Source organism: Streptococcus sp. 3705 (assembly GCF_013277145.1).
Lineage (GTDB): Bacteria > Bacillota > Bacilli > Lactobacillales > Streptococcaceae > Streptococcus.
Window position 1 is genome coordinate 1 of sequence record NZ_VMMJ01000003.1, and the last position, 21,929, is coordinate 21,929.

At 41.1% G+C, this 21,929-nt stretch carries 17 protein-coding genes, 1 tRNA gene and 2 pseudogenes; 16 read left to right on the forward strand and 4 right to left on the reverse strand.

What is annotated here, in order from left to right:
- On the forward strand, nucleotides 1-268 hold a 268-nt coding region (gene tnpA / locus HT714_RS01080; protein ID WP_164403459.1), incomplete at its 5' end, for an IS200/IS605 family transposase.
- A 165-nt stretch (nucleotides 269-433) separates the two neighbouring features.
- Here the strand turns inward: tnpA and HT714_RS01085 are convergent.
- From HT714_RS01085 to HT714_RS01100, 4 genes are all read right to left on the reverse strand, one after another.
- On the reverse strand, nucleotides 434-1,516 hold the full coding sequence (locus tag HT714_RS01085; RefSeq protein WP_173227298.1) for a Xaa-Pro peptidase family protein: 1,083 nt from the start codon (nucleotides 1,514-1,516) through the stop codon (nucleotides 434-436).
- A 126-nt stretch (nucleotides 1,517-1,642) separates the two neighbouring features.
- Complete coding sequence (gatD, locus tag HT714_RS01090; RefSeq protein ID WP_173227296.1) at nucleotides 1,643-2,425, reverse strand: lipid II isoglutaminyl synthase subunit GatD; 783 nt, start codon at nucleotides 2,423-2,425, stop codon at nucleotides 1,643-1,645.
- Nucleotides 2,425-3,768: a lipid II isoglutaminyl synthase subunit MurT gene (gene murT, locus HT714_RS01095; RefSeq protein ID WP_173251349.1), complete on the reverse strand. Its 1,344-nt coding sequence runs from the start codon at nucleotides 3,766-3,768 to the stop codon at nucleotides 2,425-2,427. The genes gatD and murT overlap by 1 nt, the downstream gene beginning before the upstream one ends.
- A gap of 250 nt (nucleotides 3,769-4,018) precedes the next feature.
- Complete coding sequence (locus HT714_RS01100; protein ID WP_000958960.1) at nucleotides 4,019-5,335, reverse strand: FAD-containing oxidoreductase; 1,317 nt, start codon at nucleotides 5,333-5,335, stop codon at nucleotides 4,019-4,021.
- Between the two features lie 193 nt (nucleotides 5,336-5,528).
- On the opposite strand from HT714_RS01100, the gene HT714_RS01105 reads away from it, so the two are divergent.
- The 15 genes and pseudogenes from HT714_RS01105 to HT714_RS01175 all read left to right on the forward strand — a co-directional run bounded on the left by HT714_RS01105 (nucleotide 5,529) and on the right by HT714_RS01175 (nucleotide 21,909).
- Complete coding sequence (locus tag HT714_RS01105) at nucleotides 5,529-6,755, forward strand: OFA family MFS transporter (protein ID WP_173227248.1); 1,227 nt, start codon at nucleotides 5,529-5,531, stop codon at nucleotides 6,753-6,755.
- A gap of 197 nt (nucleotides 6,756-6,952) precedes the next feature.
- A complete protein-coding gene (locus tag HT714_RS01110; RefSeq protein WP_173227246.1) occupies nucleotides 6,953-8,527 on the forward strand; it encodes a DEAD/DEAH box helicase in 1,575 nt (524 codons plus the stop codon).
- Nucleotides 8,528-8,804: 277 nt separating this feature from the next.
- On the forward strand, nucleotides 8,805-9,593 hold the full coding sequence (codY, locus tag HT714_RS01115) for a GTP-sensing pleiotropic transcriptional regulator CodY (RefSeq protein ID WP_173227244.1): 789 nt from the start codon (nucleotides 8,805-8,807) through the stop codon (nucleotides 9,591-9,593).
- A complete protein-coding gene (locus tag HT714_RS01120) occupies nucleotides 9,593-10,168 on the forward strand; it encodes an isochorismatase family cysteine hydrolase (protein WP_173227242.1) in 576 nt (191 codons plus the stop codon). The genes codY and HT714_RS01120 overlap by 1 nt, the downstream gene beginning before the upstream one ends.
- An 81-nt stretch (nucleotides 10,169-10,249) precedes the next feature.
- A tRNA-Leu gene (locus HT714_RS01125) sits at nucleotides 10,250-10,335 on the forward strand.
- Between the two features lie 138 nt (nucleotides 10,336-10,473).
- Nucleotides 10,474-11,751 carry an ABC transporter permease gene (locus tag HT714_RS01130; RefSeq protein ID WP_173227240.1) on the forward strand — a complete coding sequence of 426 codons (1,278 nt, stop codon included), beginning with the start codon at nucleotides 10,474-10,476 and terminating at the stop codon, nucleotides 11,749-11,751.
- A gap of 12 nt (nucleotides 11,752-11,763) precedes the next feature.
- Nucleotides 11,764-12,396 carry an ABC transporter ATP-binding subunit Vex2 gene (gene vex2, locus HT714_RS01135; RefSeq protein WP_047499406.1) on the forward strand — a complete coding sequence of 211 codons (633 nt, stop codon included), beginning with the start codon at nucleotides 11,764-11,766 and terminating at the stop codon, nucleotides 12,394-12,396.
- A gap of 333 nt (nucleotides 12,397-12,729) precedes the next feature.
- Nucleotides 12,730-14,109 carry an ABC transporter permease subunit Vex3 gene (vex3, locus tag HT714_RS01140; RefSeq protein ID WP_173227238.1) on the forward strand — a complete coding sequence of 460 codons (1,380 nt, stop codon included), beginning with the start codon at nucleotides 12,730-12,732 and terminating at the stop codon, nucleotides 14,107-14,109.
- Between the two features lie 322 nt (nucleotides 14,110-14,431).
- Nucleotides 14,432-17,482 carry a hypothetical protein gene (locus HT714_RS01145; RefSeq protein ID WP_173251351.1) on the forward strand — a complete coding sequence of 1,017 codons (3,051 nt, stop codon included), beginning with the start codon at nucleotides 14,432-14,434 and terminating at the stop codon, nucleotides 17,480-17,482.
- Nucleotides 17,483-17,645: 163 nt separating this feature from the next.
- Nucleotides 17,646-18,302 (forward strand): response regulator transcription factor VncR, encoded by a 657-nt coding sequence (gene vncR / locus HT714_RS01150; RefSeq protein ID WP_173227234.1) that lies wholly within the window; start codon nucleotides 17,646-17,648, stop codon nucleotides 18,300-18,302.
- The gene (gene vncS / locus HT714_RS01155; RefSeq protein WP_173227232.1) at nucleotides 18,299-19,627 is read left to right on the forward strand and encodes a sensor histidine kinase VncS; all 1,329 of its coding nucleotides are present in this window, start codon (nucleotides 18,299-18,301) and stop codon (nucleotides 19,625-19,627) included. The genes vncR and vncS overlap by 4 nt, the downstream gene beginning before the upstream one ends.
- A gap of 140 nt (nucleotides 19,628-19,767) precedes the next feature.
- Nucleotides 19,768-20,649 carry a class II fructose-bisphosphate aldolase gene (locus HT714_RS01160; protein WP_001018997.1) on the forward strand — a complete coding sequence of 294 codons (882 nt, stop codon included), beginning with the start codon at nucleotides 19,768-19,770 and terminating at the stop codon, nucleotides 20,647-20,649.
- A 187-nt stretch (nucleotides 20,650-20,836) separates the two neighbouring features.
- A pseudogene (locus HT714_RS01165) lies at nucleotides 20,837-21,297 on the forward strand (DNA polymerase); the annotation flags it as partial.
- Entirely contained in the window at nucleotides 21,294-21,656 is a 363-nt protein-coding gene (locus HT714_RS01170) for a hypothetical protein (RefSeq protein ID WP_173227250.1), read from the forward strand. The pseudogene HT714_RS01165 and the gene HT714_RS01170, both read left to right, overlap by 4 nt.
- Nucleotides 21,649-21,909 (forward strand): annotated as a pseudogene (locus HT714_RS01175) (DUF5960 family protein). Before HT714_RS01170 ends, HT714_RS01175 begins: the two are co-directional and overlap by 8 nt.
- Nucleotides 21,910-21,929 lie beyond the last annotated feature (20 nt).

Below are 21,929 nucleotides of genomic sequence, written 5' to 3' on the forward strand. Positions count from 1 at the left end.
AGTAAGTATTCCACCAAGGATAAGTGTTTCGAGTTTCATGGGTTATTTAAAAGGAAAAAGTGCACTCATGATGTTTGACAAACACGCCAATCTCAAGTACAAGTTTGGGAATCGGCATTTCTGGGCGGAAGGTTATTATGTAAGTACAGTAGGGCTTAATGAAGCCACAATTAAGAAATATATCCAAGAACAGGAAAAGCATGATATAGCACTAGATAAATTGAGTGTAAAAGAATATGAGGATCCCTTTAGGGATAGTGGTAAGTAATACTAAAGCCTCTTTAAGAGGCAAGTGACGAGTCAAGAGCAATGAGGCTTGAACAAAGTGAAAGCCAGCGTCTTTAGGCGCTGGCTGGTAATTTGGGCTTATAGCCCTGGGACAAACCACCCGTTTGACGGGTGGTTATGATTGTGGGAAGATTTTTGAAGAATTTTAATCAAAATAAAGCAAGTCTTTGCTGGTGCTTGTAAAGAGGTCGAAGCCATCCTTGGTAACAACACCGCAGTCTTCAATACGAACACCGACTTTACCAGGGATATAGATACCTGGTTCAACAGAGAAGCACATGCCTTCTTCGATGACCATGTCGTTTCCTTCCATGATAGATGGGAATTCGTGGACATCCATACCGATACCGTGACCAAGACGGTGGTTGAAGTACTCGCCGTAACCAGCTTTTTCTATGACCTCACGGGCAGCGCGGTCCACTTCATGGGCAGTCACTCCCGGCTTGATAAAGTCAAGAGCAGCTTGTTGAGCTTCAAGAGTCAAGTTATAAATGTCTTTCTTGAATTGGTCAGGTTTGCCGACTGCGACTGTACGAGTCATATCTGACGCATAGCCGTTGACGAGGACACCTAGGTCAAAGAGGAGAAGGGCGTTATTTTCGACCTTATTAGCTGCTGGAATGCCGTGCGGATTTGCAGCGTTATTGCCAGTTAAGACCATGGTATCAAAACTCATTTCATAACCTTCACGCTTCATAGCAAAGTCGATTTGAGCGATGATATCTGTCTCAGTTTTATCAAGAGAAATATTGTCAAAGCCAACTTTTACAGCCTTGTCCGCATAGAGACCTGCAACCATCATTTTTTGCACTTCGTCAGCTGATTTGATGAGGCGCATGCGTTGGATACGAGGAGTGAGGTTTTCAAACTCAGCAGTTTCAAAAACGGTTTTTAAACCATGATATTTTGTTAAGATGAGATTGTCAAACTCAACAGCGACACGTTTGAAGTCAAGTTGTGGAAGAGCATGTTTCATTTTTTGCCATGGATTTTCAGAATCCACATAGCCCACAACTGGGAAGGAAACAGTGCTAGTAGCACGCTCAACTTCAAGGGCTGGGACAAAGAGGAGGGGTTCTTGATCCGCTAGGACAAAAAGGAACATTTGACGTTCATGGGGGTCACTGTAAAAGCCAGTGAGGTAATTGATTGTGACGGGGTCAGATACGACAGCGACGTCTAGTTTTTCTGATTCAAGATATGTTACGATTTGTTGTAATTTAGACATATGCTACCTTCTTTCTACCCCTCTATTTTGGCAAAAAAAGTGAGAAAATGCAAGGGAGAAGGGTAAAAGAAAAGACAAAAAGAACTCCGACAAGATGTGGAGTTCTTTTATATAATTCCCATTTGTTTAAGAAAAGTCAGCCTTGCTTTTGACATCACTGTATTCTTCAGCGATTTCTTGGCTGAGAATATCTTCATAGGCAGGGAGTTGGATGTCCTGACCATATTTCTTCTTGAGGGCAGTAGTGACTAGGCGATAAGCTAGATTGGCATTACGAGAGAGGATAGGCCCGTGGAAGTAGGAACCAAAGACATTTTTATAATGAACGCCTTCACCGATTTTTTCTTCGTTATTTCCATTGCCATAGACAACCTGTCCCAGCGGTTTTTGGTCATCTGAGAGGAAGGTACGGCCCTGATGATTTTCAAAACCATAGTAGGTTTCATCGAAATCTTCATTGTGAATCTTGATGTCACCGATAAAACGGTTATTGGTCTGGTTGAGGGTGTAGTGGCCCATGACCCCTAGTCCTTCGATGCGTCTCCCTGAAGCTTCAACATAATATTGCCCCAATAGTTGGAAACCACCGCAGATAGCGAGAACCACACCGTCGTTTTGGATGTAGTTGTCAATGCTCTCTTTTTTAGCAGGTAGGTCGTCTGCAATAATACTTTGTTCAAAGTCTTGACCGCCACCGAAAAAGGTAATGTCGTAGTGGTTTTCATCAAAATTATCATGAAGTGAAACGATGTCAACTTTCACATAGGCTCCCAGTTTTTCAGCAACATACTTGAGCATGAGGATGTTTCCATTGTCCCCATAGGTATTCATGAGGTTTCCGTAGAGGTGGGCAATGTTGAGCTGATAGGGGTAATTGCCATCTTTTGAGGAAAGTGAAGTATAAACCATTAGTTCATCTCCTTTCTAACAATCTGACGACTAGCCAGCAGTTCGCGGAATTCAAGCATAGCAGTATAAGTTGCCAGAATATAAGCATGCTTGCAGTCTTGGTTTTCAATGGTCTTAAGAACTTGTTCCAGACTACTTGTTTCAGTGATTTTATCAGCTGGATAGCCTGTCACTCGGAGGCGACGTGCGATTTCAGAATGACGAACACCGCCAGCGTTAATTTCTGGAATATCCATCTCAGTGATTTGTTCAAAATCAGCATCCCAGATCCAGCTGGTATCAATACCGTCTGCATAGTCAGCGTTAAGGAGGACGGATAGGCTAAATGGATAAGGCGCTAGTTTAATCATCTCGATAGCTTGGGTAGCACCGACTGGATTTTTAATCAAGACAAGGGTACATTCTTTGTCACCGATATGGAAGGTTTCTTGGCGTCCAAAGACAGCACGGCTCTTGTCAAATCCTTGCTTGATGAGTTGCGAATCTGCCCCAAGGAAACGGGCGATAGCAACCGCAGCAAGGGCATTGTAGATGTTGTAGAGCCCGCCGATTTGGATGCCGTATTCCTGGCCGTCGATGACAAAGCGAGAACGATTGTTGGTCAACTCAACCAGTTCTGTCAAGCGATAGTCTAGATCAGGACGTTTACATCCACAACCTTCACAGATATAGGCACCCAAGTTTGCATAGGTATTGTGCTCATATTTGAGGATACTTTGACAGTCAGGACAGAGAATTCCTTCTGTATTATAGTGAGCCAGTTGGGCTGGCCCTTTCTCCAAGTCAAAACCAAAATACTCTACAGGATTTGGAATAGCTGGCTTGTAGAAAAGTGGACTGTCTCCATTAAGGAGAACAGTGGCAGTAGGTACCTTACGAATAGCATCCAAAATCATCTTGTAAGTTGTGTAAATCTCACCATAGCGGTCCATCTGGTCACGGAAGATATTAGTGATGACGAAGAGACTTGGCTGGATGTAGTCACAGATACGAGATAGGCTGGCTTCATCAATTTCTAAGACGGCAATATTTTTTCCAGTTTTAGACGATTTGGCAGTCAGGAAAGTTGTTGCAATCCCTGTAATCATATTGGCACCGCTTGGGTTGGTCAGAACTTGACCATAAACCTCTTTTAAAATGCCGACAGTGAGGGCAGTTGTCAAGGTTTTCCCGTTAGTTCCAGTGACCACGACAATCTCGTAGTTCTTAGCTAGGTTTTGTAAAAGATCTTTATCAAATTGAAGGGCGACTTTTCCTGGAAGCGTACTTCCACGGCCAAGACGACTTAAAACGAAGTGGGAAGAACGCCCAGCAAGAAGGCCAAAAGTAGTTTTTAATTTCATGTTTCTATTATATCATAAAAGAGGGAAAAGACAGATTTGATACTCAATGAAAATCAAAGAGCAAACTAGGAAGCTAGCCGCAGGTTGCTCAAAGCACTGCTTTGAGGTTGTAGATAGAACTGACGAAGTCAGTAACATATATACGGCAAGGTGAAGCTGACGTGGTTTGAATTTGATTTTCGAAGAGTATGAGATTTCGTAGAAATGAAAACAGCCCTCAGAGGGCTGTTCAATACGATTGAATTTTAACTTAAATCGCAAATAGGTCATTCAAGTTCTCAGCCAAGGTTGGGTGAGTGAAGATTTGTTTTGTGAAGTAAGTGTAAGGAATTTTGTTGTCCATAGCAACAGTGATGATGTTGATGATTTCTTGAGATCCTTCTGAGAAGATGCTTGCTCCAAGAATTTCTTTTGTTTCAGTATTAACCACAGCTTTGAAAGCTCCACGAAGGTCTCCATTTACGTGCCCACGAGGCATGGCTGCAACAGGGATTTCCTTAACGGCGTATGGAAGTTTCAAATCAGCTGCTTGGCTTTCAGTCAAACCAACTTGTGAAAGCGCAGGTGTGATAAACATGGTGTTTGGTACATTGAGACGGTCTTCAAGAGTGTAGCTGCCATCTCCAGCAAGGTAGCTGTAAACAACACGGAAGTCATCAAGTGAAATGTAAGTAAATTGAAGTCCACCGTTGACATCTCCAACTGCAAAGACACCAGGAACGTTTGTTTGACAGTGTTTGTCTACTTTAATAGCGCCACGTTCAGTTAGTTCAATATCTGTATTTTCAAGTTGAAGTGGTTCTACATTTGGTTTGCGTCCAGTTGCGTAGAGAAGGGCATCGAAACGGTAAGTTTCGTTTTCAGTCACGACAAGGACTTGGTCACCGTCGTTTTTGATTTCAGTAGTATGGATATTTTGAAGCAATTCAATACCGTCTTCTTCCATATATTGTTTAGCAAGAGCTGCGATGGAAGGTTCTGCACGAGGTAGGAAAGTATCCAAGGCATCTAGGACTGTGACCTTGCTTCCAAGTTTGTTGTAAAGGCCAGCAAATTCAAGACCGATATTTCCGCCACCAAGGACTCCAAGTTTTTCAGGCAACTTGTCCAAGTTTTGGATCCCTGTTGAGTCAAAGACGTTTTTGCTTGTAGCAAGTCCAGGGATTGGCAAGACGTTTGAAACAGCACCAGTGTTGATGACGATTGTTTCAGCAGTCAGTTCTTTCTTTTCATCACCAGCTTGGATTTCGATGACTTTATTTGAAAGGAAGTGAGCTTCCGCATCAAAGATATCCACGCCTGTACCAGCAACAGTCGCATAGTTTTTACCGTTGAGGCGACCAGTGATAGTATTTTTGGTAGCAATGACTTCTTCAAAAGACAAGCCCTTCTCAGCAGCAACTAGCAAGGTTTTAGTTGGGATACAACCGATGTTGATACAAGTTCCACCGTACATAGCTTTGCTACGTTCAACGAGGGCAACTTTTTTGCCAGCTGAAGCCAATTTACCAGCTAGTGTTTTACCAGCCTTACCAAATCCAATAACGATTAAATCATAAGTTAACATTTAGAGTTCCTCCTATTCGAATTTCATTCTAGCACAAGAAAAAAACTTTTGCACAATTCTGCTACGAAAAAGACAGAAAAAGATAAAAACGCTTTCCAGACAAAAAACTAGTAATTTTTTGACAAGCTTGATAAACTAAAATCCTATCTATTTTTATATAAGATAGAATAAATGTTCGAAAATAGGAGGTTTTATGAAATCGAATCGTTATATTATTGCCTTTGCTGGGGTCATTTTACACTTAATGCTGGGTTCGACTTATGCTTGGAGTGTTTATCGTAACCCTATTATTGAAAAAACGGGATGGGATCAGGCTTCTGTTGCCTTTGCCTTTAGTCTAGCAATCTTTTGTTTAGGCTTATCGGCTGCATTTATGGGGCGTTTGGTAGAAAAATTTGGTCCGAGAGTCATGGGGAGTCTATCTGCTTTTCTATACGCAGGTGGAAATATCTTAACAGGATTTGCAATAGACCGTCAGGAGCTGTGGTTGTTGTATCTGGCTTACGGCATTTTAGGTGGGCTTGGTTTGGGAGCAGGCTACATTACCCCTGTGTCAACGATTATAAAATGGTTTCCTGATAAACGTGGTCTCGCAACAGGTTTAGCGATTATGGGGTTTGGTTTTGCTTCTTTATTGACTAGTCCTATAGCGCAACATCTCATCGCAGGGGTAGGGCTTGTAGAAACTTTTTATATTTTAGGTGCAAGTTACTTTATTATCATGCTCCTAGCTTCACAATTCATTAAGCGTCCAAATGAGCAAGAGCTTGCAATTTTATCTGCTTCAGGGAAAGAAAAAACAGCCTCTTTGACGCAAGGAATGGCTGCAAATCAGGCTCTAAAAAGCAATCGGTTTTATATACTTTGGATTATTTTCTTTATCAACATAGCTTGTGGTTTAGGCTTAATTTCAGCGGCATCGCCAATGGCACAGGAGATGGCTGGCTTGTCTACAAGTCATGCAGCAGTAATGGTGGGCGTTTTAGGGATTTTCAATGGATTTGGTCGCTTGCTCTGGGCGAGTTTGTCTGACTATATCGGTCGCCCTCTAACCTTTAGTATATTACTGCTTGTCAATCTTTTCTTTTCTCTCTCACTTTGGCTCTTTACAGATTCCGTTTTATTTGTAGTCGCTATGTCTATTTTGATGACTTGCTATGGAGCTGGTTTTTCCTTGATTCCAGCTTATCTCAGTGATATTTTTGGAACCAAGGAATTAGCTGCTCTGCATGGTTATATTTTAACAGCTTGGGCAATGGCTGGTTTAGCAGGACCTATTTTATTAGCAGAAACTTATAAAATGGCTCATTCTTACACACAAACCTTGTTCGTTTTTATCATTTTATATAGTATCGCCTTGGCTTTGTCTTATTATCTAGGTCGTTCCATCAAAAAGGAAAGCCAAAAACCGTTTACATGATTTTCTGTAGAAATTGGGCTATCTTTTACTTCTCTCTTGTGTTATACTAGATAGGTTGCAAAGAAAACAGTACTTTTCTTTTGTGGAAAAGAAGCAACACGATTTTGTATCCAGTATATGAAAATACGTCATAAAAAGAAAAGTATAGACTAAGCCCTATAGGGTGGCTTCGCACCACCTTTAGAAAGAAGAATAACGTGAAATTTAATGAATTAAACTTGTCTGCTGATTTGCTAGCAGAGATTGAAAAAGCTGGTTTTGTAGAAGCCAGTCCGATCCAAGAACAAACCATTCCATTGGCTCTTGAAGGTAAGGACGTTATCGGTCAAGCTCAGACTGGTACAGGAAAAACTGCAGCCTTTGGCTTGCCTACCCTTGAAAAAATCCGTACAGAAGAAGCGACCATCCAAGCCTTGGTCATCGCTCCAACACGTGAACTTGCTGTCCAAAGTCAAGAAGAACTCTTCCGCTTTGGTCGTAGTAAGGGAGTCAAAGTCCGTTCAGTATATGGCGGATCAAGCATTGAAAAGCAAATTAAGGCTCTTAAATCTGGTGCCCATATCGTGGTGGGAACTCCAGGTCGCCTCTTGGACTTGATTAAACGTAAGGCCTTGAAATTACAAGATATTGAAACTCTTATCCTTGACGAAGCGGATGAAATGCTCAACATGGGCTTCCTTGAAGACATTGAAGCCATCATTTCTCGTGTTCCTGAAAACCGTCAAACTCTTCTTTTCTCAGCAACTATGCCAGATGCTATCAAACGTATCGGTGTTCAGTTTATGAAAGAACCTGAACATGTGAAGATTGCTGCCAAGGAATTGACAACTGAATTGGTTGACCAGTACTATATCCGAGTCAAAGAGCAAGAAAAATTTGATACCATGACACGTCTCATGGATGTGGAACAACCTGAGCTTGCTATCGTATTTGGTCGTACCAAGCGCCGTGTGGATGAATTGACTCGTGGTCTTAAAATCCGTGGTTTCCGTGCCGAAGGAATTCATGGTGACCTAGACCAAAACAAACGTCTGCGTGTCCTTCGTGACTTTAAAAATGGTAATCTTGATGTTTTGGTTGCGACAGACGTGGCAGCGCGTGGGTTGGATATTTCAGGTGTGACTCATGTCTATAACTACGATATTCCACAAGATCCTGAAAGTTATGTTCACCGTATCGGTCGTACAGGTCGTGCCGGTAAGTCAGGTCAGTCGATTACTTTCGTATCACCAAATGAAATGGGCTACCTCCAAATCATTGAAAACTTGACTAAGAAACGCATGAAAGGTCTCAAACCTGCAAGTGCAGAAGAAGCCTTCCAAGCTAAAAAACAAGTAGCTCTCAAGAAAATCGAACGTGATTTTGCAGATGAGACTATCCGTGCCAACTTTGAGAAATTTGGTAAGGATGCTCGTAAGCTAGCTGCCGAATTTACTCCAGAAGAATTGGCAATGTATATTTTGAGTCTGACTGTTCAAGATCCGGATAGCCTTCCTGAAGTGGAGATTGCGCGTGAAAAACCACTGCCATTTAAACCATCAGGTAATGGTTTTGGTGGTAAAGCTAAGGGAGGTCGTCGTGGAGATGACCGTCGTGATAATCGCCGAGGAGATAACCGTCGTGGTGGTCGCCGTGATGATTTCAAAAAAGGCAGTCGTAGCAACGATCGTTTTGATAAGGAAAAACGTTACCGTAAGGATAATAAAAAACCACGCAATACTTCAAGTGAAAAGCAAACAGGCTTTGTTATTCGTAACAAGGGCGATAAATAAGAAAAAGCGGTTCAAAATGAATCGCTTTTTTATATAAGGAGACCAAGGGTGAAAGAAGATGGTGATAGCAAAGGATAGGTGAAATGGAAAGGTATTATCAATCCACCTTCTTATGATGATATGATATCAAATATAAATTAGGTTGTCAATAAGAAAACATAATTTTCTAAAATATTTCAGCTAGTCTAAATTGCAATTAAATAAGCAATTTTCAGATAATAATTGAAAATTCAATCTGTTTATGTTATAATGATAGCGATTAAATTCGAGGTGAAAAATGGCACATTTATTAGAAAAAACAAGAAAAATTACTTCTATCCTGAAGCGCTCAGAGGAGCAGTTGCAGGAAGAACTTCCATACAATGCGATTACCCGTCAATTGGCAGACATTATTGATTGTAATGCTTGTATTGTTAACAGCAAGGGGCGTCTCCTTGGCTATTTTATGCGTTATAAAACAAATACAGATCGCGTAGAGCAGTTCTTCCAAACTAAGATTTTCCCGGATGACTACATTCAAGGTGCGAATATGATTTACGATACAGAAGCCAATCTGACAGTTGATCATGATTTAAGTATTTTTCCTGTGGAAAGTCGTTCGGACTTTCCAGATGGTTTGACGACTATTGCACCGATTCATGTATCGGGGATTCGCCTTGGTTCTTTGATTATTTGGCGTAATGACAAAGAATTTGATGACGAGGACTTGATTCTTGTTGAGATTGCCAGTACCGTTGTTGGAATTCAACTCCTTAATTTCCAACGTGAAGAAGATGAGAAAAATATCCGTCGCCGTACTGCTGTGACCATGGCGGTTAATACCCTTTCTTACTCCGAACTCCGTGCTGTTTCAGCCATTTTAGGAGAATTAAACGGAAATGAAGGGCAGTTAACTGCGTCTGTAATTGCAGACCGTATCGGAATTACCCGTTCTGTGATTGTCAATGCTCTTCGTAAACTTGAGTCTGCGGGAATTATTGAAAGTCGCTCACTTGGAATGAAGGGAACTTACCTTAAGGTCTTGATTTCAGATATTTTTGAAGAAGTGAAGAAAAGAGATTACTAATGACTAAAGCTTTGATTTCGATTGATTATACAGAAGATTTTGTTGCCGACAGTGGTAAATTGACAGCAGGTGCTCCAGCTCAAGCTATTTCGGAAGCCATTAGTAAGGTGACTCGGTTAGCTTTTGAACGCGGAGATTACATCTTCTTTACTATCGATGCTCATGAAGAAAACGATTGTTTCCATCCAGAAAGCAAGCTATTTCCTCCTCACAATTTGATTGGGACTAGTGGACGCAATTTATACGGAGATTTGGGTACATTTTATCAAGAGCATGGTTCAGACAGTCGTGTCTTTTGGATGGATAAACGCCATTACTCAGCTTTTTCAGGGACTGACCTGGATATCCGCTTGAGAGAGCGTCGAATTTCTACAGTTATCTTAACAGGTGTCTTGACGGATATCTGTGTTCTGCATACAGCTATAGATGCCTATAATCTAGGATATGACATCGAGATTGTTCAACCAGCTGTTGCTTCTATCTGGCCTGAAAATCATCAATTTGCTCTAGCTCATTTCAAAAATACACTCGGAGCTAAGTTAGTAGATGAAAATCTAAATGAACTTTCAGAGTAATTTAGTTGATGAAATGAAAAATTTTTGAAAAAAAGTATTGACAAGGATCCCAAAAGTTGATATACTAGTAAAGTAATCAACGCGGGGATGGCGGAATTGGCAGACGCGCAGGACTAAGGATCCTGTGACCGCTTTAGGTCGTGAGGGTTCAAGTCCCTCTCTCCGCATAGGATAAGAGTTAGCTGAGGCTAGCTCTTTTTTTCATCTAGTTAAAGTAGAGCAAAAAAATTTTTGCTCTTTTTTCGTATTTCATAAACATTTCATATTTGGGTTTTATAATAGTCTTACAAATATGGAGGTGACAAATGAATCCAATCCAAAGAGCTTGGGCTTATGTCAGCAGAAAGCGACTGAGAAGTTTTATTTTATTTCTGATTTTATTGGTCCTATTGGCCGGAATTTCAGCCTGTTTGACTTTGATGAAGTCCAACAAAACAGTTGAAACCAATCTTTACAAATCACTCAACACATCTTTTTCTATTAAGAAGATAGAAAATGGGCAGACTTTCAAGTTGTCAGAGTTAGCGGCTGTGAACAAGATTAAGGGACTGGAAAATGTCTCTCCTGAACTCGAGACGATCGGAAAATTAAAAGACAAGGAAGCGGTGAGTGGTGAGCAAAGCGTTGAACGTGATGATTTGTCAGCTGCGGACAAGAACTTGGTTAGCTTAACGGCTCTTGAGGATTCATCCAAGGATGTGACCTTCACCAGCTCGGCTTTCAACTTAAAAGAAGGGCGACATCTTCAAAAAGGGGATTCAAAGAAAATCATCATCCACGAAGAGCTGGCTAAGAAGAATAGTCTTTCGCTTCATGATAAGATTCGTTTAGATGCTGGACAGTCAGAAGCTGGAAAAGGACACACAGTTGAGTATGAAATCGTTGGCATCTTTTCTGGTAAAAAACAGGAGAAATTCACAGGCTTGTCTTCTGACTTCAGTGAAAACCAGGTCTTTACAGACTATGAAAGTAGCCAAAGCCTTTTGGGTAATGGTGAATCTCTAGTCAGTGCAGCTCGCTTCTATGTAGAAAATCCTAAGGAAATGGATGGACTTATGAAGCAGGTGGAAAACTTAGCCTTGGAAAGTCAAGGCTACCAAGTCGAGAAGGAAAACAAGGCTTTTGAACAAATCAAAGACTCAGTTGCAACCTTCCAAACCTTCCTGACCATCTTCCTTTATGGGATGTTGATAGCTGGAGCTGGAGCCTTAATTTTGGTCTTGTCTCTTTGGTTGAGAGAAAGGGTCTACGAAGTGGGAATCCTTCTGGCACTTGGAAAAGGCAAGAGCTCGATTTTCCTACAATTCTGTTTAGAGGTGGTTTTGGTATCTATCGGTGCTTTGCTTCCATCCTTTATCGCTGGAAATGCCATTACATCCTATCTTCTCCAAACTGTCCTAGCCAGTGGAGATCAGGCAAGCTTACAAGATACACTAGCCAAAGCAAGCAGTTTATCAACCAGCATCTTATCTTTTGCAGAATCCTATGTTTTTCTAGTTCTGCTTAGTTGCTTATCTGTAGCCCTTTGTTTCCTATTCTTATTTAGAAAATCGCCTAAAGAAATTTTATCATCTATTAGTTAAGAAGGAGAAATCATGACTTTATTACAATTACAAGATCTTACCTACCGTTATAAGAACACTGCTGAAGCAGTTCTATATCAGATCAATTATCATTTTGAACCCGGGAAATTTTACAGTATTATTGGTGAGTCAGGAGCAGGAAAATCCACACTCTTGTCCCTACTTGCTGGTTTAGATAGTCCTGTTGAAGGTTCGATTCTTTTCCAAGGAGAGGACATTCGTAAGAAGGGGTATTCTTACCATCGCATGCACCATATTTCCCTGGTCTTTCAAAATTATAACTTGATAGATTATCTTTCTCCACTGGAAAATATCCGCTTGGTCAATAAAAAGGCAAGCAAGGATACACTGCTTGAGCTTGGTTTGGATGAAAGTCAGATCAAGCGGAATGTTCTCCAGTTATCAGGTGGTCAACAGCAACGTGTTGCCATTGCTCGTAGTTTGGTCTCGGAAGCTCCAGTTATTCTTGCAGATGAGCCAACAGGAAATTTGGACCCTAAAACTGCTGGCGATATTGTTGAACTGCTCAAATCACTTGCCCAGAAAACAGGTAAATGTGTCATCGTCGTCACCCACAGTAAAGAAGTGGCACAAGCGTCAGATATTACACTTGAATTGAAGGATAAGAAACTGACTGAAATATAGAATCTAGTTATTAAACTTTAAAATAGTATTAGTTGGTAACCAGATACGTGTATAGTAATAATAAACGAAGTGAGTCATTAACAACTATTTCCCACAGTAGTGATAGCCTAGATAATAACAAAGTTATTATCAAGGTCGGAATTTTTGAGAGTAAAATAGTTTGGGGAACTATTTTAGCCTGAGCATAGAAATTAAAGGTCGAAGGGCTCAAAAATTAGGGATGAAATTCCTACAGGAAGTTGCTCCCGTCCGCACAATCTAAGGGAAATAGTAAAAAATTATTTTATATATGTTATAGACTATAAAATAGAACAACATCTAGAAAGGGAAACTATGTTACACAACGCATTTGCCTATGTTACAAGGAAGTTTTTCAAATCGATTGTCATCTTCCTGATTATTCTCCTCATGGCGAGCTTGAGTTTGGTCGGCTTGTCGATCAAGGGAGCTACTGCCAAGGCTTCTCAGGAGACTTTTAAAAATATCACCAACAGCTTCTCCATGCAAATCAATCGTCGCGTCAATCAAGGAACGCCACGTGGTGCTGGGAATATCAAGGGTGAAGACATCAAAAAAATCACCGAAAATAAGGCTATTGAGTCTTATGTTAAACGCATCAACGCTATCGGAGATTTGACTGGCTATGAACTCATCGAAACGCCAGATACCAAGAAAAATCTAACACCTGACCGTGCCAAACATTTTGGAAGCAGCTTGATGATCACTGGTGTCAATGACTCCTCTAAAGAAGACAAGTTTGTTTCTGGTTCTTATAAACTGGTTGAAGGTGAGCACCTAACAAACGACGACAAGGACAAGATCCTCTTGCACAAGGACTTGGCAGCCAAATACGGCTGGAAAGTAGGGGATAAGGTCAAGTTGGACTCTAATGTCTATGATGCAGACAATGAAAAAGGTGCCAAGGAAACAGTTGAAGTGACAATCAAGGGACTCTTTGATGGTCACAATAAGTCGGCAGTAACCTACTCACAAGAACTCTATGAAAATACAGCTATCACAGACATTCACACGGCTGCAAAACTTTATGGATACACAGAAGACACAGCTATTTACGGGGACGCTACCTTCTTTGTAACAGCGGACAAGAACTTGGATGATGTTATGAAAGAGTTGAGTGGCATCAGTGGCATCAACTGGAAGAGCTACACACTGGTGAAGAGCTCCTCTAACTACCCAGCTCTTGAGCAATCCATCTCTGGTATGTACAAGATGGCCAACCTCCTCTTCTGGGGTAGCTTGAGCTTCTCAGTCCTTCTCCTTGCCCTCTTGCTCAGCCTTTGGATCAATGCCCGTCGCAAGGAGGTGGGAATTCTCCTCTCTATCGGTCTCAAGCAGGCAAGTATCTTGGGGCAATTCATCACCGAATCCATCTTGATTGCCATTCCTGCTCTTGTTTCTGCTTACTTCTTAGCTAATTACACTGCCCGTGCAATTGGAAACACTGTCCTTGCCAATGTGACTTCAGGTGTTGCCAAACAGGCTAGCAAGGCGGCTCAAGCCTCTAACCTTGGTGGTGGTGCAGAAGTAGATGGCTTTAACAAGACTTTGTCAAGCCTAGATATTTCCATTCAGACATCAGACTTTATCATCGTCTTTGTCCTTGCTTTGGTTCTAGTGGTTCTCGTTATGGCGCTTGCATCAAGCAATCTCCTCAGAAAACAACCAAAAGAACTTCTGCTGGATGGTGAATAATACTGATGCTAGACTGAAAAATGTGGCTAGCAACTGAAAGTTCTAAAATGATAAATGAAGTAGAAAGCAATGGTGAAAATCATTGCTTTCAGTTGCTTTCTTTGTACTTTAGTACTTAAATATGATATACTAAGGTTATGGAATTTATTAGAAAGGAGTTTCGCAACTTATATATGGAATTGTGCATAAAAATCTATAGAAATCTTATCTTGAAAATAGATAGATAAATCTGTAGAAGCCTATCCATATCGCAAACATAGGCTAGTAGACCTAGGCAGGGTCTACCTTGGAAAATATAGAATAGTGAGGAAAAATAAACATTATGAGACAAACAAATGTTAGAGGAAGCTTGTCCCTCCGTGGTTTTAGAAAATTGAGAACTGGTGCAATTGTTGCGACAGGTGTGATTCTACTGGGTCTGGGCTTTTTAGCTCCAACTGTATCAGCCAGTGAACAAGATGGTGTCTGGGTAGCCAGAACAGTTGAGGAAGTGAAAGCTGACCTTCAAAAAGAAGGTGATTTATTTAAGTATGTCATTAAGTGGGGAGATACATTAAGTGTTATCAGCGAAGCAAGCAATATCCCTGTAGATGTACTCCAAGAAATGAATCAAGCTTCAGGAAAGAATTTATTCTTACCGCACAATGAATTGTACTTTACTGAAGCTGAAACGGTTTCAGATACAGTCACAAAACACAAGATTGTCATCAAAGAAAGCGGTGCAAGTGGCGAAGTTCGTACTTATGAAGTCTTGCTCAAGAAAGACCAAGAAACAAAAGCTGTTACCTTTGAATTAACAGATGTCACTGAGAAAGTTGAAAAAATGACTATGAACTATAGCCCAGTCTATCAGCCTGTATCAGCACCAGTAGTGGAAAGATCGGAAGAATTAGGTGAAGAACCTGCTTCAGAAGCACCAGCAGAGACAAGCCCAGAAGTTAAAGAAGAAACAGAAGCTCCAGTAGCACCAAAAGCAGAAGAAGCAGCGACAACTCCAGCACCAAAAGTAGAAGAACCAGCGACTTCGGAACCAAAATCAGATGAGCCAATGACTCCAGCACCGAAAGCGGAAGAGCCAACAGAATCATCTGAACCAAAAACAGAAGCATCGACAACTCCGGAAAATAAAGAAGAACAACCGGGTGCAACAGAAGCAACGGAACCAGAAATAACAGAGTCAGAGGTAGCGAAACCATCTGAACCAAAAGCAGAAGCTTCAGGAACTTCAGCAGAAACAACACCTAAAGAAGATGCAACTGAAGGAAAAGTAGAAGCGCCGAAAGTTGAAGAACCAGAGGCGTCAGCTGAACCAACAGAACCAGCGCCAGTGGTAGAGGAAGGCACTTCAGGAGAACAAGATCAACCAGCAGAAGAAACCCCAGCACCATCAAAACCAGAAACCCCAGCTTCAACAGCAGAAGTAGCAAAGGAAGCTGAAGGAACAGAGCCAGAGATGGTAACACCAGCTGAACCAAAAGCAGAAACTCCAGCAGAATCAACTGAATCAAAAGCAACCGAGCCAGAGGTAGCTAAACCAGCTGAATCAAACGCAGAAGCTGCAACAGAATCAACAGAAGCTTCAGGAACTTCAGCAGAATCAACACCTGACGGAACAGTGGACTCAGCGCCAGCTCCAAAAGAAACTGAAGAAGCAGGAGCAACAGCAGAAGAAACCCCAGCTCCAAAAGAAAATAAAACAGAAGGAACTACACCAGGTGCAACAGCAGAAGCAGGGGAAACAACAGGAGAAGCTTCAGGAACAGCAGGGGAATCAACTGAACCGAAAGATAGTGTAGAATCAACACCTGAAGGAACAGGTTCAGAAGAAGCAGGAGCAACAGGAGAAGCTTCAACAGGATCAACTGAAGCAAAAGCAACAGACCCAGAGGTAGCACCAAAAGAAGCTGAAGAACCAGGAACATCTGAAATTACAGAACCAGCAACAACAGCGCCAGCAGCAGACTCTACAAGTGAGGATACTAACGAGAGTAAATCAGAAAAACCAGTAGCAGAAGAAACCCCAGTTACAGAAGAACAACCTGCTACAGACACGGATTCATCAGCTGAAACAAGTAATTCAGCCGACTCAAGTCCATCAACTGGATCAACAGCTACAGAAGGACCAACTGATACAACGGGAAATACTTCAAATAATTCATCAACAGACGCTACAACTGATGGCAACTCAAACGATTCAACTTCTAATGAAGAAAACTCTCAAGACGATGAACCAGCTGTAGAACATCAAGATTCAGAGAAGTCTTTAGAGGAAGATACCAAAAATAGTAATAAAGCTGCGATTGATGATCATAAAAAACTAGCTGAGGAAGCTATTTCTACTAGTGATCTAGACGATACTCAAAAACAAGAGGCTCGAGATAGATTAAATGAACTAACAAATCTCTACTATAAAAAATTAGAAGAGGAGAAAGATTTTGAAAAACAAACTCAGTTAGTTGATGAATATGAGACTTTGAGTCAAAGTATTCAAACTCCAGGAGCGACTATAGAAGGAGCAGCAGATTATACTAAACCTATCGAAAGTCATGCTGGTGGAACAACTATAGATGAAAATAGTACAGTAGCAAACAGCGCACTAACTTCTAGCAATCCATCTTCTCAGCCGTCCTCATCTGAAGACTCACCACAAGCACAACCTGCGGCAACGTCGGACAGTTCTACAACTGGTGACTCAGGCTTCCGAAGTGCAGGAACTTACCAACCTCGAGTAACTCGTCGTCGTAGAAGTATTGAGGAACCTCAAAACACAGTCTCTATTTATTATAATTTTGATGGTATGAAAGATATTCCAGGATTCTTCGGTGACCCTGGTGAAAAAAATGATATTGAGATTCCAAAAGATGCTTCTGGGGAAAAAGTCAAATCACTGATTAAAGAAAAAATAGATGCCAAAAAATCAGAATTAGCTAAAAGAGGATATCAATTTTCGGAAGATATATTCGTTGAGTATACTCATCAAGATGCAACTCATTATGACTACGTAGTCACTTTCACTAAGCAAGCTACAGGAACTACAGGCTTTAGAAATGCTCCAGCAGTTCAACCACGCGCTAGCAGAAATCGTAGAAGTCTAGAACAGCCAGCTCCTCAAAAGGTCAAAGTAAATGTATTTTATAACTTTGATAAAATGAAAGATATTGCAGGTTTCCTAGGATATATCGATGGAACTTCTCTTGAAATCGTGGAAGGTTCAACAAATGAACAACAGGTGAAAGTAGCAGTTCAGAACCAAGTTGAAGCTAAGAAAGAAGAGTTGAGAAAACGTGGCTACACTTTCAAAGAGGACTATGTCTATCAAGCTAATGGGAAAGATTATAACTACGTTGTAACATTTTCAAAAGCAACTAAATAACGTTCATTTCACGGGGAGTGAAATGTGAGCAGAGAGAGCGATAGGCTCTCTTTGTTTTATCTAGTAGTCAGTTACTTAAAGACAAAAGGCCAGCAAGAGACTATAATAGAAATAGAGTAGGTATTTATTCTAAGAAAAATAAAAAATAGAGAGCAGTTAAAGTATGAAAATTTTAATTGTAGAAGATGAAGAGATGATCCGTGAGGGGGTCAGTGATTATTTGACGGATTGTGGCTATGAAACCATTGAGGCGGCAGATGGTCAGGAAGCCTTGGAGCAATTTTCTAGCTATGAGGTAGCCTTGGTTTTACTGGACATCCAGATGCCCAAGCTCAATGGTCTAGAAGTGCTAGCTGAGATACGCAAAACCAGCCAAGTCCCTGTCTTGATGCTGACCGCCTTTCAGGATGAGGAATACAAGATGAGTGCCTTTGCCTCTCTGGCAGATGGCTATCTGGAAAAGCCCTTCTCCCTCTCCCTCTTAAAAGTGAGAGTGAACGCGATTTTCAAGCGCTACTATGATACAGGACGAATCTTCTCCTATAAGGATGCCAAGGTAGACTTTGAGAGCTACAGTGCTAGCCTAGCAGGTCAAGAAGTGCCCATCAATGCCAAAGAGTTGGAAATTCTGGACTATCTGGTGAAAAATGAAGGACGAGCCTTGACTCGATCTCAGATAATCGATGCCGTCTGGAAGGTGACAGATGAGGTTCCCTTTGACCGTGTCATTGACGTTTATATCAAGGAATTGCGGAAAAAGCTAGACCTGGACTGCATCCTCACTGTGCGCAATGTTGGTTATAAATTGGAGCGAAAATGAAACGAACAGGCTTATTTACAAAGATATTTATCTACACCTTCTCGATTTTTAGTGTTCTGGTTATTTGCCTTCATTTAGCTATTTATTTTCTTTTTCCTTCGACTTATCTGAGTCATCGTCAGGAAACCATTGGCCAGAAAGCGACAGCTATTGCCCGGTCACTAGAAGGAAAGGATAGACAGAGTATCGAGCAAGTCTTAGACTTGTATTCCCAGACTAGTGAGATTAAGGGGGTGGTCAAGGGAGAGATGACCGAGGACAAGTTAGAAGTCAAGGACAATCTTCCTCTGGATACAGATCGTCAGACAACCTCTCTTTTTATCGAAGAGCGCGAGGTGAAAACGCAAGACGGTGGCACCATGACTCTCCAGTTTCTTGCTTCCATGGATTTGCAAAAGGAAGCAGAGCAAATCAGTCTCCAGTTTCTTCCCTATACCCTGCTGGCATCCTTTCTGATTTCACTTTTGGTGGCTTACATCTATGCTCGGACCATTGTTGCCCCCATTTTGGAAATCAAGCGGGTGACCCGTCGGATGATGGAACTGGATACTCAAGTGCGATTGCGCGTGGATTCTAAGGATGAGATTGGTGATCTCAAGGAACAAATCAATAGCCTCTACCAACATCTTTTGACAGTTATCGCGGACTTGCATGACAAGAATGAAGCCATTCTCCAGCTGGAAAAGATGAAGGTCGAATTCCTACGAGGAGCTTCTCATGAATTGAAAACACCGCTGGCTAGTTTGAAAATCCTAATCGAAAACATGAAAGAAAATATCGGGCGTTATAAGGATAGAGACCACTATCTGGGAGTTGCCTTGGGGATTGTGGATGAACTCAATCACCATGTTCTGCAGATACTTTCTCTCTCGTCTGTGCAGGAATTGCGAGATGATAGGGAAACAATTGACCTCCTCCAGATGACGCAAAGTCTAGTCAAGAATTATGCCTTGCTAGCCAAGGAAAGAGAGCTTCAGATAGACAATAGTTTGACTCATCAGCAGGCCTATTTAAACTCATCTGTCATGAAATTGATTCTGTCTAACCTTATCAGTAATGCTATCAAGCACTCTGTTCCAGGCGGCTTGGTCCGCATCGGGGAGAGAGAAGGGGAACTTTTTATCGAGAATAGCTGTAGCTCAGAGGAACAAGAAAAACTAGCCCAGTCTTTTTCTGACAATGCTAGTCGCAAGGCCAAGGGTTCTGGGATGGGGCTCTTTGTGGTTAAGAGTCTATTGGAACATGAAAAATTAGCTTATCGTTTCGAGATGGCGGAGAATCGTTTAACCTTCTTCATAGCTTTTCCAAAAGTCGCCCAAGACTAGGGAGAGAAAGGGTTTACATAGATGAAGCTAGAAGAAATTCAATCGAAACTGCGGGAAAAACTAGATTTTTTTGTCAAAAAGTGATAAAATGAACAATGTAAATGGGATGACCCATAAAAATATACAGGAGGCCTGATAAAATGGCAATCGTTTCAGCAGAAAAATTTGTCCAAGCAGCTCGTGACAACGGTTATGCAGTTGGTGGATTTAACACAAACAACCTTGAGTGGACTCAAGCTATCTTGCGCGCAGCAGAAGCTAAAAAAGCTCCAGTTTTGATCCAAACTTCAATGGGTGCTGCTAAATACATGGGTGGTTACAAAGTTGCTCGCAACTTGATCGCTAACCTTGTTGAATCAATGGGTATCACTGTACCAGTAGCTATCCACCTTGACCACGGTCACTACGAAGATGCACTTGAGTGTATCGAAGTTGGTTACACTTCAATCATGTTTGACGGTTCACACCTTCCAGTTGAAGAAAACCTTAAATTGGCTAAAGACGTTGTTGAAAAAGCACACGCTAAAGGTATCTCAGTAGAAGCTGAAGTTGGTACTATCGGTGGTGAAGAAGACGGAATCATCGGTAAAGGTGAATTGGCTCCAATCGAAGATGCTAAAGCAATGGTTGAAACTGGTATCGACTTCTTGGCAGCTGGTATCGGTAACATCCACGGTCCTTACCCAGCAAACTGGGAAGGTCTTGACCTTGACCACTTGCAAAAATTGACAGAAGCTCTTCCAGGATTCCCAATCGTATTGCACGGTGGTTCAGGTATTCCTGATGAGCAAATCCAAGCAGCTATCAAACTTGGTGTTGCGAAAGTTAACGTTAACACTGAATGCCAAATCGCATTCGCTAACGCAACTCGTAAATTTGCTCGTGACTACGAAGCAAACGAAGCAGAATACGACAAGAAAAAACTCTTCGACCCACGTAAATTCTTGGCTGACGGTGTAAAAGCTATCCAAGCATCAGTTGAAGAACGTATCGACGTATTCGGTTCAGAAGGTAAAGCATAAGAAGCTTGTAAAAGCTTGATATAAAAAGGTTTATCTGATTTGGATAAACCTTTTTTCTTTGTTTTTCCACAAATTTGCCACACTTATATAGTTAACGAATCTAAAACAGGAATGATTAGTTCTTTTGTTTTTTGTGTAACGTGCAAATAGATATCTGTAACACTACTTCCTCTTGTGTGTCCTACACGATTTTGAATTGCTTCGAAAAATGTTAGAACAGGTCGCTATTCGTCTTAGACGATCAGGTAAGAAAACAACTGTTGTCTCAATTCATGTAGGCTATTCCAAACAGGAAAATAAAAAATCAATCAACACACAAAAAAGAACGAAGCAACTAATCATACGGACACGCTAACTAATGTAGTTTTACAGTTATTTCATCAGAAATACAGTTCAGGTGCTGTAAGGAACGTTGCCGTCAACTATTCGGGTCTAGTGTATGAATTGTTTGGACTAGTTTCTTTATTTGATGATGTTGAAAAAATAGAAAAAGAAGAAAGGCTCCAATCAGCGATTGACAGCATACGAGATCAGTTTGGGTTCACTTCACTTTTAAAAGCCAATGCGCTTGAGTCAGCATCAAGAAGTATCGCTAGAAGTAAACTAATCGGAGGTCATTCTGCTGGTGGACTAGATGGTTTAAAATAATTGATCGTTCCTATTTGCCCTATCAGTCTGCCCGAGAATATCAAGACTCAGGTATGCAAAAGTGGATGGGCTTCTTTTTATCTGAACATACCACATCACTAGGGGAAGAGAAATATCGTGTCGATCTAACTAGTGACTTGAACAGAACAGAAAAATTATTGTTACTTTCTCAGGTTTATGTTGGGAATTTAAAGGGTCGCTTTATAGTCAAACAAAAAACTCAAAAAGTAACTTTGATTGGTGAAGTGAGAGAAATTTCAGCAAAAGAAGTATCTATCAAGACCTATGAAGGATACCGATTGATTCAAGTGGAAGACTTCTTGAGCATACAGTTATTAGAAGAGGTTACCTATGAGTAGAAAAGAACTCTATGAGAATAAATTACAGATGGACTATTTTTCAGACAACTATATTCGATTTGAAGAAGACTTCCAGAAGTATTCTTCAATGGATGTTCCATTAACTTTTCTAGTTGATGACATCCTTAGAACAATGGCAATGAATTAGAAAAACTACTTCAAGTTGAATAAAGAGAACGCCGAGGATGGCAGGGATCATTATTTTTATTTTGAAGTTAGTGAAAGTCAATTAATAAGAAAATTAAGTATATAAATATCAAAGAAAGTAGCAAA

Excerpts from the sequence above, each read along its gene's own strand:
- vex3 (WP_173227238.1), top strand. The coding sequence starts at position 12,730 with ATGTTACACAACGCATTTGCCTATGTTACAAGGAAGTTTTTCAAATCG.
- HT714_RS01130 (WP_173227240.1), top strand. The coding sequence starts at position 10,474 with ATGAATCCAATCCAAAGAGCTTGGGCTTATGTCAGCAGAAAGCGACTG.
- HT714_RS01105 (WP_173227248.1), top strand. The coding sequence starts at position 5,529 with ATGAAATCGAATCGTTATATTATTGCCTTTGCTGGGGTCATTTTACAC.
- vncS (WP_173227232.1), top strand. The coding sequence starts at position 18,299 with ATGAAACGAACAGGCTTATTTACAAAGATATTTATCTACACCTTCTCG.
- murT (WP_173251349.1), bottom strand. The coding sequence starts at position 3,768 with ATGAAATTAAAAACTACTTTTGGCCTTCTTGCTGGGCGTTCTTCCCAC.
- HT714_RS01120 (WP_173227242.1), top strand. The coding sequence starts at position 9,593 with ATGACTAAAGCTTTGATTTCGATTGATTATACAGAAGATTTTGTTGCC.
- codY (WP_173227244.1), top strand. The coding sequence starts at position 8,805 with ATGGCACATTTATTAGAAAAAACAAGAAAAATTACTTCTATCCTGAAG.
- HT714_RS01100 (WP_000958960.1), bottom strand. The coding sequence starts at position 5,335 with ATGTTAACTTATGATTTAATCGTTATTGGATTTGGTAAGGCTGGTAAA.
- HT714_RS01160 (WP_001018997.1), top strand. The coding sequence starts at position 19,768 with ATGGCAATCGTTTCAGCAGAAAAATTTGTCCAAGCAGCTCGTGACAAC.
- HT714_RS01085 (WP_173227298.1), bottom strand. The coding sequence starts at position 1,516 with ATGTCTAAATTACAACAAATCGTAACATATCTTGAATCAGAAAAACTA.
- HT714_RS01145 (WP_173251351.1), top strand. The coding sequence starts at position 14,432 with ATGAGACAAACAAATGTTAGAGGAAGCTTGTCCCTCCGTGGTTTTAGA.
- vncR (WP_173227234.1), top strand. The coding sequence starts at position 17,646 with ATGAAAATTTTAATTGTAGAAGATGAAGAGATGATCCGTGAGGGGGTC.
- vex2 (WP_047499406.1), top strand. The coding sequence starts at position 11,764 with ATGACTTTATTACAATTACAAGATCTTACCTACCGTTATAAGAACACT.
- gatD (WP_173227296.1), bottom strand. The coding sequence starts at position 2,425 with ATGGTTTATACTTCACTTTCCTCAAAAGATGGCAATTACCCCTATCAG.